The organism is Bordetella genomosp. 5, from assembly GCF_002261315.1.
In the GTDB taxonomy this organism is placed as follows: Bacteria; Pseudomonadota; Gammaproteobacteria; order Burkholderiales; family Burkholderiaceae_B; genus Bordetella.
The window spans coordinates 210,402-224,563 of sequence record NZ_NEVP01000001.1; the positions used below are offsets into that span (position 1 = coordinate 210,402).

General features: G+C 65.6%; 11 protein-coding genes. 10 read left to right on the plus strand and 1 reads right to left on the minus strand.

Features of this window, described 5'->3' with window-relative positions:
* Nucleotides 1-19: 19 nt before the first annotated feature.
* Nucleotides 20-1,372, minus strand: a complete 1,353-nt coding sequence (gene mnmE / locus CAL25_RS00980) for a tRNA uridine-5-carboxymethylaminomethyl(34) synthesis GTPase MnmE (protein WP_094798077.1) — start codon at nt 1,370-1,372, stop codon at nt 20-22.
* A 119-nt stretch (nt 1,373-1,491) separates the two neighbouring features.
* Here mnmE and CAL25_RS00985 point away from each other — a divergent pair, with 119 nt between their 5' ends.
* The 10 genes from CAL25_RS00985 (at nt 1,492) to katG (ending at nt 14,101) form a co-directional block, all read left to right on the plus strand.
* Nucleotides 1,492-3,078, plus strand: coding sequence for an ABC transporter substrate-binding protein (locus CAL25_RS00985; protein WP_094798078.1), 1,587 nt, complete (start codon nt 1,492-1,494; stop codon nt 3,076-3,078).
* 20 nt (nt 3,079-3,098) lie between these two features.
* The gene (locus CAL25_RS00990; protein WP_094798079.1) at nt 3,099-4,073 is read left to right on the plus strand and encodes an ABC transporter permease; all 975 of its coding nucleotides are present in this window, start codon (nt 3,099-3,101) and stop codon (nt 4,071-4,073) included.
* On the plus strand, nt 4,070-4,999 hold the full coding sequence (locus CAL25_RS00995; RefSeq protein WP_094798080.1) for an ABC transporter permease: 930 nt from the start codon (nt 4,070-4,072) through the stop codon (nt 4,997-4,999). The genes CAL25_RS00990 and CAL25_RS00995 overlap by 4 nt, the downstream gene beginning before the upstream one ends.
* Before the next feature lie 10 nt (nt 5,000-5,009).
* Entirely contained in the window at nt 5,010-6,008 is a 999-nt protein-coding gene (locus CAL25_RS01000; protein WP_094798081.1) for an ABC transporter ATP-binding protein, read from the plus strand.
* Nucleotides 6,005-7,090: an ABC transporter ATP-binding protein gene (locus CAL25_RS01005; protein ID WP_094798082.1), complete on the plus strand. Its 1,086-nt coding sequence runs from the start codon at nt 6,005-6,007 to the stop codon at nt 7,088-7,090. The genes CAL25_RS01000 and CAL25_RS01005 overlap by 4 nt, the downstream gene beginning before the upstream one ends.
* A 79-nt stretch (nt 7,091-7,169) precedes the next feature.
* The gene (locus tag CAL25_RS01010; protein WP_094798083.1) at nt 7,170-8,369 is read left to right on the plus strand and encodes a M20 aminoacylase family protein; all 1,200 of its coding nucleotides are present in this window, start codon (nt 7,170-7,172) and stop codon (nt 8,367-8,369) included.
* 276 nt (nt 8,370-8,645) lie between these two features.
* Nucleotides 8,646-9,710: an ABC transporter substrate-binding protein gene (locus tag CAL25_RS01015; protein WP_094798084.1), complete on the plus strand. Its 1,065-nt coding sequence runs from the start codon at nt 8,646-8,648 to the stop codon at nt 9,708-9,710.
* 1 nt (nt 9,711) lies between these two features.
* Nucleotides 9,712-10,572 carry an ABC transporter ATP-binding protein gene (locus CAL25_RS01020; RefSeq protein WP_094798085.1) on the plus strand — a complete coding sequence of 287 codons (861 nt, stop codon included), beginning with the start codon at nt 9,712-9,714 and terminating at the stop codon, nt 10,570-10,572.
* A gap of 9 nt (nt 10,573-10,581) precedes the next feature.
* Nucleotides 10,582-11,466 carry an ABC transporter permease gene (locus CAL25_RS01025; RefSeq protein WP_094798086.1) on the plus strand — a complete coding sequence of 295 codons (885 nt, stop codon included), beginning with the start codon at nt 10,582-10,584 and terminating at the stop codon, nt 11,464-11,466.
* A 334-nt stretch (nt 11,467-11,800) separates the two neighbouring features.
* Nucleotides 11,801-14,101, plus strand: coding sequence for a catalase/peroxidase HPI (gene katG / locus CAL25_RS01030; RefSeq protein ID WP_094798087.1), 2,301 nt, complete (start codon nt 11,801-11,803; stop codon nt 14,099-14,101).
* Nucleotides 14,102-14,162: the final 61 nt, after the last annotated feature.

The following is a 14,162-nucleotide window of genomic DNA, read 5'->3' on the forward strand; positions in this document are numbered from 1 at the left end:
GGGCTGTCCGGCCATGGGATCACTTGCCGATGCAGAAGCTCGAGAAAATCTCACCCAGCAGGTCATCGCTCGTGAACTTGCCGGTGATGCTGGTGAGGCTTTCGTGTGCGAGGCGCAGCTCTTCGGCGAACAGGTCGAGCACGCGGTCGTCCTGCTCGGCGTGCGCGGTGGCGAGTTCGAGATGGTCGGCGGCGTCCTGCAGCGCGTGCAGATGACGCTCGCGGGCGAGCCAGGGCGACTCGGCGCCGGGATTCCATCCGGCCAGCGCGAGCAGGCGCTGGCGCAGCGCTTCCAGGCCCGTGCCCTGCTTCGCGGAGATGCCGATGGCTTTTGCCGCGATAGTTGCGTCCGCAACCAATAAATCTATCTTGTTGAAAACTTCGAGCACCGGCGTGCGCGCGGGCAGTCGTGCCGTGATCGCGGCGTCGAGCACGTCGTCGGGCGAGGTGGCGTCCTGCAGGTGCAGGATCACGTCGGCACGTTCGATCTCTTTCCAGGTGCGCGCGATGCCGATGCTTTCCACCGTGTCGTCGGTCTCGCGCAGACCGGCCGTGTCGATGATGTGCAGCGGCACGCCGTCGATGTGGATCTCCTGCACGACCTTGTCGCGCGTGGTGCCGGCAATCGGCGTCACGATGGCGATCTCGTCGCCGGCCAACGCGTTGAGCAGGCTCGACTTGCCGACGTTGGGCTGGCCGGCCAGCACGACGTGCAGGCCTTCGCGCAGGATGATGCCCTGGCGCGCCTGACGGATGAGCGTGTCGAGCTCCTCGGCGATCGCGTCCAGCGTGGGGCGGGCCTGATACTTCTCGAGGAAGTCGATCTCTTCTTCGGGGAAATCGAGCGTGGCCTCGACCAGCATGCGCAGATGCACGATGCGATCGGACAAGCCCGTGACCTTGTGCGAAAACTCGCCCGACAGCGACGCCATCGCGCCGCGTGCGGCGGCCTCGGATGAGGCGTCGATCAGATCGGCGACGGCTTCGGCCTGGGCCAGGTCCATGCGGTCGTTGAGAAAAGCGCGTTGTGTGAACTCGCCCGGCTCGGCGGGACGCGTGCCGAGATCGTGCCCGGCCTGCAGGCAGCGCGCCAGGATACGGCGCAGCACCGCGGGGCCGCCGTGGCCCTGCAGCTCGAGCACGTCTTCGCCGGTGTACGAGTGCGGGCCCTTGAAGTAGATCGCGATGCCTTCGTCGAGCACCTCACCTTCCGCATTCTTGAACGGCAGATAGTGCGCATGACGCGGTGTGAGATCGCGGCCGAACAGCGTGCGTACGAGCTCGCGCAGATCGGGTCCGGAGACGCGCACGACCCCGATTCCGCCGCGTCCGGGAGCGGTGGCGATGGCAACGATGGGGGCGGCGAGACTCATGGCGATGCAGACGTGCGGACGATGAACAATAAGGGAATATAACTGTTGCGCGGCCCGATGTTTGCTGGTTATGTTCATTGCGCGGTAAGACAGACCAAACACTCTTCGGGGAGAGCGAAATGGCTTTTCGTTTTGCGCGTGGGCTGACCTGTGCGTCGGCAGCGGTATTGATGGCTTTCGGTGCGCTTTCGCAAGCGTCGGCGCGTGACCTGGTGGTGGCGCTCAAGACCGAACCCAGTTCGATGGATCCGCAGTATCACGCGCTCACGCCGAATACGCAGATTTCGCAAACGCTCTTCGAGTCTCTCGTGGGGGTGGACAACAAGTTGCAGCCCGTGCCGGGTCTCGCCGAGTCCTGGACCGTGGACGACAAGGTCTGGACCTTCAAGCTGCGGCCCAACGTCAAGTTCTCCGATGGTTCGCCGTTCACGGCCGAAGACGTGGTGTTCACCTACGATCGCGTGCCCAAGGTACCGAACAGCCCCTCGCCCTTCACGCTCTACCTTGGCGCCGTGGCGAAGACCGAGGCGGTCGATGCACATACCTTGCGCATCACCACCAAAGACGTCGCGCCCAACCTGCTGATCAATCTTGCGCAGCTGCCGATCCTTTCGAAAAAGGCGGCCTCCGGTCCCGCGGCCGAAGGCAAGACCACGACCGAGCTCAACAGCGGCGACGGCCTGGTGGGCACCGGCCCGTACAAATTCGTGTCCTGGAAGCGCGGCGCCGAGCTCGTGTTCCAGCGCAACGAGCATTACTGGGGCAAGCAGCCCGCCTGGGAAAAGGTCACGTATCGCCCGATGACCAACGCTGCCGCGCGCGTGGCGGCGCTGCTCGCGGGCGATGTCGACATGATCGAGGATCCCCCGACCGACGATCTGCCCAAGCTCAAGGGCGACAAGAAGCTGCACGTCGAAGAAACGCCGTCGGTGCGCGTGGTGTACGTGGCGCTCGATCAGCATGCGGAGCCTTCGCCGGGCGTGCAGGGCACCGAGAAGAATCCCATGAAGGACAAGCGCGTGCGCGAAGCGCTGTCGCTCGCGCTCAATCGCGAGGCCATCGTCGATCGCGTGATGGGCGGCGTGGCTAAGCCGGCGGGCAATCTGCTTCCCTACCCCATGTTCGGCGCCTCGAAAGAACACGCCGAAGCGCCCAAGCCCGATGTCGAGAAGGCCCGGGCGCTGCTGAAAGAAGCCGGCTATCCCAATGGCTTCTCGATCACGTTGGGCTCGCCGTCGGGCCGTTACGTGAACGACGCCAAGGTCGCGCAGGCGATCGCCTCGATGTGGACGCGCGTGGGTGTGAAGACCAGCGTCGACGCGATGGCGCCGCCGGTGTTCTTCAAGAATCGCGACAGCTATCAGTTTTCGGCCTACCTGGCCGGCTGGTCGGTGACCAGTGGCGAGATGGCGAATGCGCTCACCTCGCTGCTCATGACGCGCAATCCGGAGGCGGGCCAGGGCACGACCAACCGCAGCCGCTATTCCAATCCTAAGATGGACGAGCTCGTGAAGCAGGCCTCGTCGACCATGGACGACACCAAGCGCGCGGCGTTGCTGCAAGAGGCCAGCAACATCGCGATGGATGATTACGCAATGCTGCCGGTGCATTTCGAGCTCTCGGTGTGGGCCATGAAGAACGACGTCCGCTATCAGGGCCGTCCGGATCAGACCACGCTGGTGCAGTACGCCACGCCCGCCAAATGACCGGTAGCAGGTAGCCGCTCGTGCTCGCCACCATCATTCGCAGGTTGATGCAGTCTGTTGTCGTGATGCTGGTGATGTCGGCATTGGTGTTCGCCGGTATCTACATGGTGGGCGATCCGGTCTCGATGCTTGCCAGCCCCGAGGCCACCGACGCCCAGCGCGCCGCCATCCGCACCGCGCTGGGCCTGGACCAGCCGCTCTGGCGGCAGTACCTGATCTTCATGGGTCAGGCCGTGCAGGGCAACTTCGGCAACAGCTTCCTGACCGGTGAGCCGGCCATGCGCCTCATTCTCGAGCGCATGCCGGCCACGCTCGAACTGGCCTGTGTCGCCATGCTGCTGTCGGTGCTGATCGGCGTGCCGCTGGGCATCCGTGCGGGTCTCAAGCCCAAGGCGCCGACCTCGCGCGCCATCATGACGGGCTCGGTGCTGGGCTTTTCGCTTCCCAATTTCTGGGTGGGCCTGATGCTCATCATGGTGTTCGCGGTCACGCTGCAGTGGTTGCCCGCCAGCGGCCGCGGCGCCACGGCCGAGATCGGCGGGCTGTCGCTCAGCGTGTTTACCTTGAGCGGCTGGGCCGCGCTGATCCTGCCGGCCAGCACGATCGCGCTGGCCAAGTGCGCCATGATCATCCGCGTGACGCGGGCGGCCACACGCGAATCCCTGCCTCAGGACTACATCAAGTTCGCGCGAGCCAAGGGGCTGTCGGAGCGCCGCGTGCTGGGTGTGCATCTGCTGAAGAACATCCTGATTCCCATCGTGACGGTGGCCGGCCTGGAGTTCGGCCAGGTGGTGGCGTTCGCGGTGGTGACCGAAACCGTGTTTTCGTGGCCCGGCATGGGCAAGCTGCTGATCGATTCGATCATCAACCTGGATCGGCCGGTGGTGGTGGCGTATCTGCTCCTCATCGTGTTCTTCCTCGTGATGCTCAATCTGGTGGTCGACATCATCTACACCGTGCTCGATCCCCGCGTGCGACTGGAGTCCCGCCGATGAGTTCTCCCGCCGACCTGAGCGTGGTGCCCAAGCCCGCCGGCGCCGCGGCCGCTCGCTCGCCGTGGCGCCAGTTCGCCGCCGATTTCTGTGCCAGCAAGCTCGCGCTGTTCGGGCTCGTGCTGCTGGTATTCACCGTCGGCGCCGCCCTGCTCGCGCCCTGGATCGCGCCGCAGAACCCCTACGATCTGGGATCGCTCGACATTCTCGACGCCAAGTTGCCGCCTGGCGAAAAGAGCGGCGACGGCACGATGACCTATTGGCTGGGCACCGACGGCCAGGCTCGCGACGTGTTGTCGGCCATTCTGTATGGCATGCGCACCAGCCTGATGGTGGGTGCCATCTCGGTGCTGGCGGCATTTCTGATCGGCACCTCGGTCGGCCTGATCGCGGCTTACTTCGGTGGCCGCATCGATGCGCTGCTGATGCGCATCGTCGACATCCAGTTGTCGTTCCCCGCCATTCTGGTGGCTCTGGTGCTGCTGGCGATTCTGGGCAAGGGGGTGGACAAGGTCATCATCGCGCTGGTGGTGGTGCAGTGGGCCTACTTCGCACGGGCGGCGCGCGGCGCGGCCCTGGTCGAACGCGGCAAGGAGTACGTGGAGGCCGCGCGCTGCATGTCGCTGTCGTGGGGCCGCGTGCTGTTTCGCCATGTCCTGCCCAACTGCATGGCGCCGCTCATCGTCATCGCGACCATCGATCTCGCACATGCGATCGCGCTGGAGGCCACCCTCTCCTTCCTCGGTGTCGGGGTGCCGGTCACCGAGCCCTCGCTCGGCATGCTGATCGCCAATGGCTTCGAGTATCTGCTTTCGGGCACCTACTGGATTTCTTTCTTCCCTGGCATCGCGCTCGCGGTGCTGATCATCGCGATCAACCTGGTGGGCGACCATCTGCGCGATGTGCTCAACCCCCGCAACAATGCCTGAGGAGGCCCGGATGCACGCTGTCATGCCCGACGCCGCCGCGCAGGCACCGCTCCTGGATGTGCGTTCGCTCAAGACGCATTTCTACACGCGCGCCGGCGTGGTCAAGGCCGTCGATGGCGTGGATCTGCATCTGGCGCGCGGCGAGATCCTCGGCCTGGTGGGCGAGTCCGGATCCGGCAAGAGCATCACGGGCTTCTCGTTGATCGGTCTGCTGGACGAGCCTGGCCGTATCGTCGAAGGCTCGATTCATCTGGGCCAGGAAGACCTGCGCGCGGCCAGCGCGGATCGCTGGCGTGCGTTGCGGGGCAACGAGATCGCCATGATCTTCCAGGACCCGATGATGACGCTCAACCCGGTGCTGCGGGTCGACACGCAGATGATCGAGACGGTGCGGGCGCATCAGAAAGTATCGCGCGAGGCGGCGCATGCGCGCGCGCTGGAGGTGCTCACGATGGTGGGCATCCCGGCGCCGCGCGAGCGGCTGCGCGCGTATCCGCATCAGCTGTCGGGCGGTATGCGCCAGCGCGTGGCGATCGCCATCGCACTGCTGAACAAGCCGCGCATCATTATCGCCGACGAGCCCACGACCGCGCTCGACGTCACCATTCAAGGGCAGATTCTCTACGAGATGCAGAAGCTCTGTGCCGAGACCGGCACGGCGCTCATCTGGATCACGCACGATCTCGCGGTCGTGGCCGGCCTCGCGGACCGCGTGGCGGTGATGTATGCCGGGCGCGTGGTCGAAACCGGCACCACGCGTGACGTGCTTGCGCATGCGCAGCATCCCTACACGCACGGGCTGATCGCATCGATTCCGTCGCCCGCCACCCGGGGCCAGCCGCTGGCGCAGATTCCGGGCATGACGCCGTCGTTGCTCAACCTGCCCGAAGGCTGCGCGTTTCGCACACGCTGTCCGCGCGCGAGCGAGGCCTGTCTGGCCGCGCCGCAGCCGGTGGAGATCCGGCCGGCGCACTGGGTGCGATGCTGGCACGCGGGAGAGGCCGTATGACGCAGGCAACGCAAAAGACGGTGGATCAGGCGCCGCCGCGCACGTTGTTGTCGCTGCGCGATGTGGAGATGCGTTTTGCGCAGCCCGTGGATATCGCCGGGCGCATCGCGAATCTGTTCGGCGCCGGCCTGAAGGATCAGGTCGTGCATGCGGTCGCCGGCGTCGACCTCGACGTGCAGGCGGGCGAGGTGATCGGTATCGTGGGCGAATCCGGCTGCGGGAAGTCGACGCTGGGCCGCATGGTGGCCGGCATTCTCAATCCCACCGCCGGCCGCATTCAGTACGAGGGACAGGACGTGGCGCGTCTGCCCGGGCCGCAACGGCGCGCCTACGAGCTCGGCGTGCAGATGATCTTCCAGGATCCCTACGCTTCGCTCAATCCGCGCATGCGCGTGGCCGACATCATCGGCGAGGCGCCGGTGGCGCACGGACTGGTGCGACGCGCGGACCGGCAGGAGTATGTGGCCGGGCTGATGCGGCAGGTCGGGCTGGATCCGACTTACGCACAACGTTATCCCCATCAGTTTTCCGGCGGGCAGCGTCAGCGCATCGGCATCGCGCGCGCGCTGGCGCTCAAGCCTCGCGCCATCGTGTGCGACGAGGCCGTCGCGGCGCTCGATGTGTCGATCCAGGCGCAGGTGATCAATCTGTTCGGTCAGCTGCGCGCCGACCTGGACCTGACGTATCTGTTCATCAGCCACAATCTGGCGGTGGTCAGCCATATCTCGGATCGGGTGGCCATCATGTATCTGGGCCGCATCGTCGAGCTGGCGCGCACCGAAGACATCTTCGACCGGCCCAACCATCCGTACACGCAGGCGCTGCTCGAAGAGCTGCCGACGCTCACGCCCGAGCGGCGCAGCTATCGCCCGATCAAGGGCGAGCTGCCCTCGCCGCTCGCACCGCCCTCTGGCTGCACCTTTCATCCGCGCTGTCCGCATGCGATGCCGCGTTGCAGCATCGAACGTCCGTTGCTGCGGCAGGTGGCGGCAGGCCATATCAGTGCCTGCCATCTGAACGACGCGCAACCCGCTGCCGTACAACACGCCGACACGCAGCCCGCTGAAACGCGGGCACAATGACAGTCAGTTCGCCGGGCGCGGCGCTGGCTGGGCCGTGCCTGTGCTACAAAATTCTTTCTCAAGTCGACCTTCGACCATCATGAAGACCATAGACGAAATCGAACGCGCCCACGCCGACCTCACGGCGCTGCGTCGCGATATTCACGCTCATCCCGAACTCGCCTTCGAAGAAACCCGCACGGCTGGCCTGGTGGCGCAGCGCTTGCGCGATCTCGGTCTCGAAGTGCACACCGGCATCGGCAAGACCGGCGTGGTGGGCGTGCTGCGCGCGGGCTCCGGCACCAAGACCATCGGTCTGCGCGCCGACATGGATGCGCTGCCGATGCCCGAGCACAATCGCTTCGAGCACCGCTCCACCATCCCGGGCCGCATGCACGGCTGCGGCCACGACGGCCACACCACGATCCTGCTCGGCGCGGCCGAGTATCTGTCGCGTCATCGCAATTTCGACGGCACCATCAATTTCATCTTCCAGCCCGCCGAAGAAGGCGGTAACGCCGGCGCCCGGGCGATGATCGAAGACGGCCTGTTCGATCGCTTCCCTTGCGATGCGATCTATGGCCTGCACAACATGCCGGGCATGCCCGTGAACCAGTTCGGCTTCCGCGCCGGCCCGATGATGGCGTCGAGCAATCGCTGGGACATCATCATCAAGGGCGTGGGCGGCCACGCGGCGCAACCGCACGGCGCGGTCGATCCGATCGTGGTCGCGGCGGACATGGTGCACGCGCTCCAGACCGTGATTTCACGCAGCCGCGATCCGCTGGACGCCGCCGTGCTGTCGATCACGCAGATCCACGCCGGCGACGCGTACAACGTCATTCCGGGCGAAGCCGTGCTGCGCGGCACGGTGCGCACCTACACCACGGCGGCCCTCGACAAGATCGAGGCCGACATGCGCCGCATCGTGACCACCCTGCCGCAGGTGTATGGCGGGTCGGGCGAGCTGCAGTTCGTGCGCGCCTATCCGCCGCTCGTGAACTGGGCTGAGCAGACCGCGTTCGCGACCGAGGTGGCGCGCGCCGCCTTCGGCGACGAACACGTCAACACCGACATTCCGCAGTTCATGGGCGCCGAAGACTTCTCGTTCTATCTCGAGAAAGTGCCCGGCTGCTATCTGTTCCTGGGCAACGGTGACGGGGATCACCGCCTGCAGAGCTATCACGGCATGGGCCCGTGCCAGCTGCACAACCCGAACTACGACTTCAACGACGCGCTGTTGCCGGTAGGCGCCACCTACTGGGTGAAGCTGGTCGAAGCTTATATGCCGAAGGCATGAAGCCAGGCGGGCCGGCCCCGGCCCGCCACTTTGAGCGGCCGGGGTCGCCGCTCTGAAAATTGCGTAAATAAAGGCCCCTAGCGTAAGTGTGTACTTACCTACGCGGCTTTTTGTCGTCCTGCCATATGACGTGAAGCTCTGTGCAAACGCCGAGATATTCGTTTGTCGCAGGGTGGCGCGTTTTCATAATGGGTCGCTCTGAATCCAGCACACGCCGCCGGCCGCCAGGCCAGGCTGACGATGTGCCGGTTCCTCCCCGACCTTCGCAGGACATTCATGCAGAACCCGACCGCTTCCGAACGTGCTCCCGAAACGCTGCGCGACCGCCTCGTGCGCTACGGGACGTGCGCCGGCCTCGCGCTGCTCATCGGCACGCTGGCGCTGGCCGCACCCACGCCGGCGCGCGCAGAAGGGCAGATCCGGGTGGTGGAGCAGTACGGCATCGTGTATCTGCTGCTCAACGTCACGCGCGAACAGCAGCTGATCGAGAAGCATGGCAAGGCCGCCGGACAGGACATCAAGGTCGAGTGGAAGAAGCTGTCGGGCGGCGCCGCCGTGAACGACGCGTTGCTGTCCGGCGCGGTCGACATCGCCGGGGCCGGGGTCGGCCCGCTCCTGACCATCTGGGATCGCACGCACGGCAAACAGAACGTGAAGGGCGTCGCGTCGCTGGGCAACTTTCCTTACTACCTGGTCACGAACAATCCGAACGTGAAGACGATCGCCGACTTCACCGACCGCGACCGCATCGCCGTGCCCGCCGTGGGGGTGTCGGTCCAGTCGCGCGTGCTGCAGCTGGCTTCGTCCAAGGTCTGGGGCAAGGAGCAGTACAACAAGCTCGACGCGATTTCCGTGGCGGTGCCTCACCCCGATGCGGCCGCGGCCATCATCTCGGGGGGTACCGAGATCACGGGCCATTTCGGCAACCCGCCGTTCCAGGAACAGGAACTCGCCGCCAATCCGAAGGCGCGCATCGTGCTGAATTCGTACGACGTGCTGGGCGGGCCGAGCTCCTCCACGGTGTTGTTCGCCACCGAGAAATTCCGCAAGGAAAATCCCAAGACCTACGCCGCCTTCCAGGCCGCGCTCAAGGAGGCCGCCGAGTTCGTGCGCGCCAACCCCGAGGCGGCCGCCGACATCTACTTGAAGTCGACCGGCGCCAAGACCGATCGCAAGCTGCTGGTCGACATCATCAAGAACCCGCAGGTGGAGTTCAAGCTCGCTCCACAGAACACGTACCGTCTCGCCGAATTCATGCACGAGGTGGGCGCGATCAAGAACAAGCCGGCCAGCTGGCGCGACTACTTCTTCGACGATGCGCTGACCGCACAGGGCGGCTGAGATGAACGGGCGCGATTCGCAGAGCCACGCCGTGCACGAGACCGGTCCGCTGCTGCGGGTGGACCGCGCCACGCTCGAGTACAAGGCGGGTCAGCGCCGCATCCGCGCCACGCACGAGGTCAGCTTCGACGTCTGGCCGCAGGATCGCTTCATTCTGCTGGGCCCGTCGGGCTGCGGCAAATCCACCTTGCTGAAAGCGGCCGCCGGCTTTGTCGCGCCGGTCGGGGGCGAGCTGCGGCTCGACGGTGAGCCCATCCGCGCGCCGGGCCCGGATCGCGTGGTGGTGTTCCAGGAGTTCGACCAGCTGCCGCCCTGGAAGACGGTGAAGCAGAACGTGGCCTTTCCGCTGCGTGCGGCGCACAAGCTGCCGCGACGCGAAGCCGAGGAACGTGCGCTGCACTATCTCGACAAGGTGGGTCTGTCGGCCTTTGCCGATGCGTATCCGCACACCCTGTCGGGCGGCATGAAGCAACGCGTGGCGATTGCGCGTGCGCTCGCGATGCAGCCGCGCATCCTGCTGATGGACGAGCCGTTCGCGGCGCTCGATGCGCTCACGCGGCGCCGCATGCAGGAAGAACTGTTGACCCTGTGGGAAGACAATCCGTTCACGCTGCTGTTCGTGACGCATTCGATCGAAGAGGCGTTGATTCTCGGCAATCGCATTCTTCTGCTGTCGCCGCATCCGGGCCGCGTGCGCGCCGAACTCAACGCGCATCAGTATGGGCTGCATAGCCCCGGTTCGAGCGCGTTCCAGGCGGCCGCGCAACGTATCCACTCGCTGTTGTTCGGCGAGGCCGAGGCCGGTGCCGCGGCGGCCGCCACCGCAACGGCCCGCCGCGGTATCGACCGCCGCGCTGCCTGAGAGCCCCGCATGCCGATCTCCTCCACACTGACCGATCCCGCACACGCGCGGCCCGAATACGAACGCGTGCTCGAGCCCCTCCCTCCCTTGACGCTCGCCGCGACGCTGCCGTGGCATGAGCGTCTGTATGGTCATAGCGCCGTGCGCAAGGCCCTCATCCTGCTGTTGCTGACGCTGTTGTGGGAAGGCGCGGCGCGTTGGGCCGACAACGATCTGCTTCTGCCCGGCGCCTGGGCCACCGCGCAAGCCTTCGCCGAGGAGCTCTTCAACGGCCAGCTGCCCGCGCGCGCCGCGTTGTCCCTGTCGGTATTGCTCAAGGGCTATGCCGCGGGCGTGCTGCTCGCCTTCGTGCTGACCACGGCGGCCGTCTCGACGCGTTTCGGCCGGGACCTGCTCTCCACGCTGACCGCCATGTTCAATCCGCTGCCTGCGATCGCCCTGCTGCCGCTGGCCATGCTGTGGTTCGGTCTGGGAGAAGGCAGCCTGGTGTTCGTGTTGATCCATTCCGTGCTGTGGGCATTGGCGGTCAACATGTACTCCGGCTTTCTCACGGTATCCGAAACGCTGCGTATGGCGGGCCGCAACTATGGCTTGAGCGGGCTGCGGTACGTGTTGGCCATCCTGGTGCCGGCCGCCCTGCCCGCGATTCTGTCCGGCTTGCGCATCGCGTGGGCCTTCGCCTGGCGCACGCTGATCGCGGCGGAGCTGGTGTTCGGCGCATCGAGCGGCAAGGGCGGGCTGGGTTGGTACATCTTCCAGAATCGCAACGAGTTATACACAGACAAGGTGTTCGCGGGACTGGCTGCGGTCGTGCTGATCGGGCTGCTTGTGGAGAACCTCGTGTTCGATACGCTCGAACGCGTGACGGTCAGGCGTTGGGGCATGCAACGCTGACGAATCCTCGCAGAGGCCGCGTCAGTGTGATGCATGCGGGCGTCAAGCTATACCAAATGCTTAGGTCTATAGCGCTCTTCTATGAGTGGCATTAGACCAATCAAATATTTTCTTTCGTAGCGCTCACGTATATTCCCTAGCACCGGTGGGGCCTTCGCTGCTGCGCGATCGCCAAGCCCCGGACACGACACGGGAGTGGCGTGAGCAACCGCGGCAATGCATTCGGCGTCTTGATTACGCCAGCCGCTCTCTCCCTGACGTGGCGCCTGTGCAGGCGCACACACGCCGGCTCGTGGACGAGCCGGCTCCCCATTTCATATCAAGGAGAGAGCGCATGTCGAACGAAGCCAAATGCCCGTTCAATCACACGAAGGGCGACGACGCTCCGAAAGGCGTCAAACACGCCGCCGGCGGTGGCACCACGAACCGCGACTGGTGGCCTCAGCAACTCCGGCTCGATCTGCTGAGCCAGCATTCGGCGAAGACGGATCCGATGGACCAGGATTTCGATTACGCCCGCGCCTTCAAGGGCCTGGATCTCGCCGCGTTGAAGCAGGATCTCGCGCAGCTGATGACCGACTCGCAGGAGTGGTGGCCGGCCGACTTCGGCCACTATGGTCCGCTCTTCATCCGCATGGCCTGGCACAGCGCCGGCACCTATCGTATCGGCGATGGCCGGGGTGGCGCGGGTCGGGGCCAACAACGCTTCGCGCCGCTCAACAGCTGGCCCGACAACGTGAGCCTGGACAAGGCGCGCCGGCTGTTGTGGCCGATCAAGCAGAAGTATGGCAACAAGATTTCGTGGGCCGACCTGCTGATCCTGACCGGCAACGTCGCGCTCGAAACCATGGGCTTCAAGACCTTTGGTTTTGCGGGCGGACGGGTCGACACCTGGGAACCCGACCAGGACGTGTATTGGGGCAACGAGAAGACCTGGCTGGGCGGCGATCTGCGCTACGGCAAGGGCGCCGCGGGTAACGACGACGAAGGCGTGATCGTGGCCGACGAAGCGCTGCATGGCGCCGAGGAAAGCCGTACCGATCATGGCCGTCATCTCGAGAATCCGCTGGCTGCGGTGCAGATGGGTCTGATTTATGTGAATCCCGAAGGCCCCGAAGGCAATCCCGATCCGCTTGCCGCGGCCCAGGATATCCGCGAGACCTTCGCCCGCATGGCGATGAACGACGAGGAAACCGTCGCGCTCATCGCCGGTGGTCACACGTTCGGCAAGACGCACGGCGCGGGTCCGGCCGACCACGTGGGCCCCGATCCCGAGGCCGCCGATCTCGAGCATCAAGGTCTGGGCTGGGCCAATAGCTTCGGCACCGGCAAGGGTGGCGACACCATCACCAGCGGCCTCGAAGTGACCTGGACCACCACGCCGACCAAGTGGAGCAACAACTTCTTCTGGAACCTGTTCGGCTACGAATGGGAGCTCACCAAGAGCCCGGCAGGCGCGCATCAATGGACTCCCAAGCATGGGGCGGGTGCCAACTCCGTACCGGACGCGCATGATCGTTCGCGCCGCCATGCGCCGTCGATGCTGACCACCGATATCGCACTGCGTGCCGATCCGGCCTACGAGGCGATCTCGCGCCGCTTCTACGAGGATCCCGATGCGTTCGCGGATGCCTTTGCCCGCGCATGGTTCAAGCTCACTCACCGCGACATGGGCCCGCGCGCCCGTTATCTCGGTCCGGAAGTGCCCGCCGAAGAATTGATCTGGCAGGATCCGCTGCCGCGCGCCACCCATCCGCAGGTCGACGATCAGGACGTGGCCGCGCTCAAGGAAAAGATTCTGGCCTCGGGCCTGTCGGTCGCCGAGCTCGTATCGACCGCATGGGCATCGGCCTCCACGTTCCGTGGGTCCGATAAGCGCGGCGGTGCCAACGGCGCACGCATCCGGCTCGCGCCGCAGAAAGACTGGGCCGTGAACCGTCCCGAGCAGTTGGCCAAGGTGCTGGACGTGCTCGAATCCATCCGGCGCGATTTCAACGGCGCGCAGGCGGGTGGCAAGCAAATCTCCATCGCAGACCTGATCGTGCTGGCGGGCTGTGCAGCCGTGGAGCAGGCGGCCGCCAAGGCGGGCCAGAAGCTGACCGTGCCGTTCGCGCCGGGACGCACCGATGCCACGCAGGAGCAGACCGACGTCGATTCCTTCGCACCGCTCGAACCCGTGGCCGATGGCTTCCGCAACTATCAGAAGGCGCGCTTCAGCGTGCCCGCCGAGCATCTGCTCATCGATCGCGCGCAGTTGCTGACGCTGACCGCGCCGGAGCTGACGGTGTTGATCGGCGGCCTGCGTGTGCTGGGGGTGCAGGATCCGCAGGATGCGCGTGGTGTGTTCACCGACCGGCCGGGCGTGCTGAGCAACGACTTCTTCCGCAACCTGCTCGACATGGGCACGGTGTGGCAGCCGGCGACGCCTGCGCGTGAGTCGTTCGAGGGCCGGGACCGCAAGACGGGCGAAGCCAAGTGGACCGCGAGCCGTATCGATCTGGTGTTCGGTGCGCATTCGCAGCTGCGCGCACTCGCCGAGGTGTATGCCAGCGACGACGCACAGGAGAAGTTCGCGCGTGATTTCGTGGCGGCCTGGACCAAGGTGATGAACCTCGATCGTTTCGATCTGAAGTAATCGAGTTTGCTCGACCGCGGCCCCGGTGGCGCAGGCATTTGATGCCTGCACCTCCGGGGCC

What these genes read in the sequence shown, in the direction of transcription:
- mnmE (WP_094798077.1), bottom strand. Translation starts at nt 1,372, where the DNA reads ATGAGTCTCGCCGCCCCCATCGTTGCCATCGCCACCGCTCCCGGACGC.
- CAL25_RS00985 (WP_094798078.1), top strand. Translation starts at nt 1,492, where the DNA reads ATGGCTTTTCGTTTTGCGCGTGGGCTGACCTGTGCGTCGGCAGCGGTA.
- CAL25_RS00995 (WP_094798080.1), top strand. Translation starts at nt 4,070, where the DNA reads ATGAGTTCTCCCGCCGACCTGAGCGTGGTGCCCAAGCCCGCCGGCGCC.
- CAL25_RS01000 (WP_094798081.1), top strand. Translation starts at nt 5,010, where the DNA reads ATGCACGCTGTCATGCCCGACGCCGCCGCGCAGGCACCGCTCCTGGAT.
- CAL25_RS01005 (WP_094798082.1), top strand. Translation starts at nt 6,005, where the DNA reads ATGACGCAGGCAACGCAAAAGACGGTGGATCAGGCGCCGCCGCGCACG.
- CAL25_RS01010 (WP_094798083.1), top strand. Translation starts at nt 7,170, where the DNA reads ATGAAGACCATAGACGAAATCGAACGCGCCCACGCCGACCTCACGGCG.
- CAL25_RS01015 (WP_094798084.1), top strand. Translation starts at nt 8,646, where the DNA reads ATGCAGAACCCGACCGCTTCCGAACGTGCTCCCGAAACGCTGCGCGAC.
- CAL25_RS01020 (WP_094798085.1), top strand. Translation starts at nt 9,712, where the DNA reads ATGAACGGGCGCGATTCGCAGAGCCACGCCGTGCACGAGACCGGTCCG.
- CAL25_RS01025 (WP_094798086.1), top strand. Translation starts at nt 10,582, where the DNA reads ATGCCGATCTCCTCCACACTGACCGATCCCGCACACGCGCGGCCCGAA.
- katG (WP_094798087.1), top strand. Translation starts at nt 11,801, where the DNA reads ATGTCGAACGAAGCCAAATGCCCGTTCAATCACACGAAGGGCGACGAC.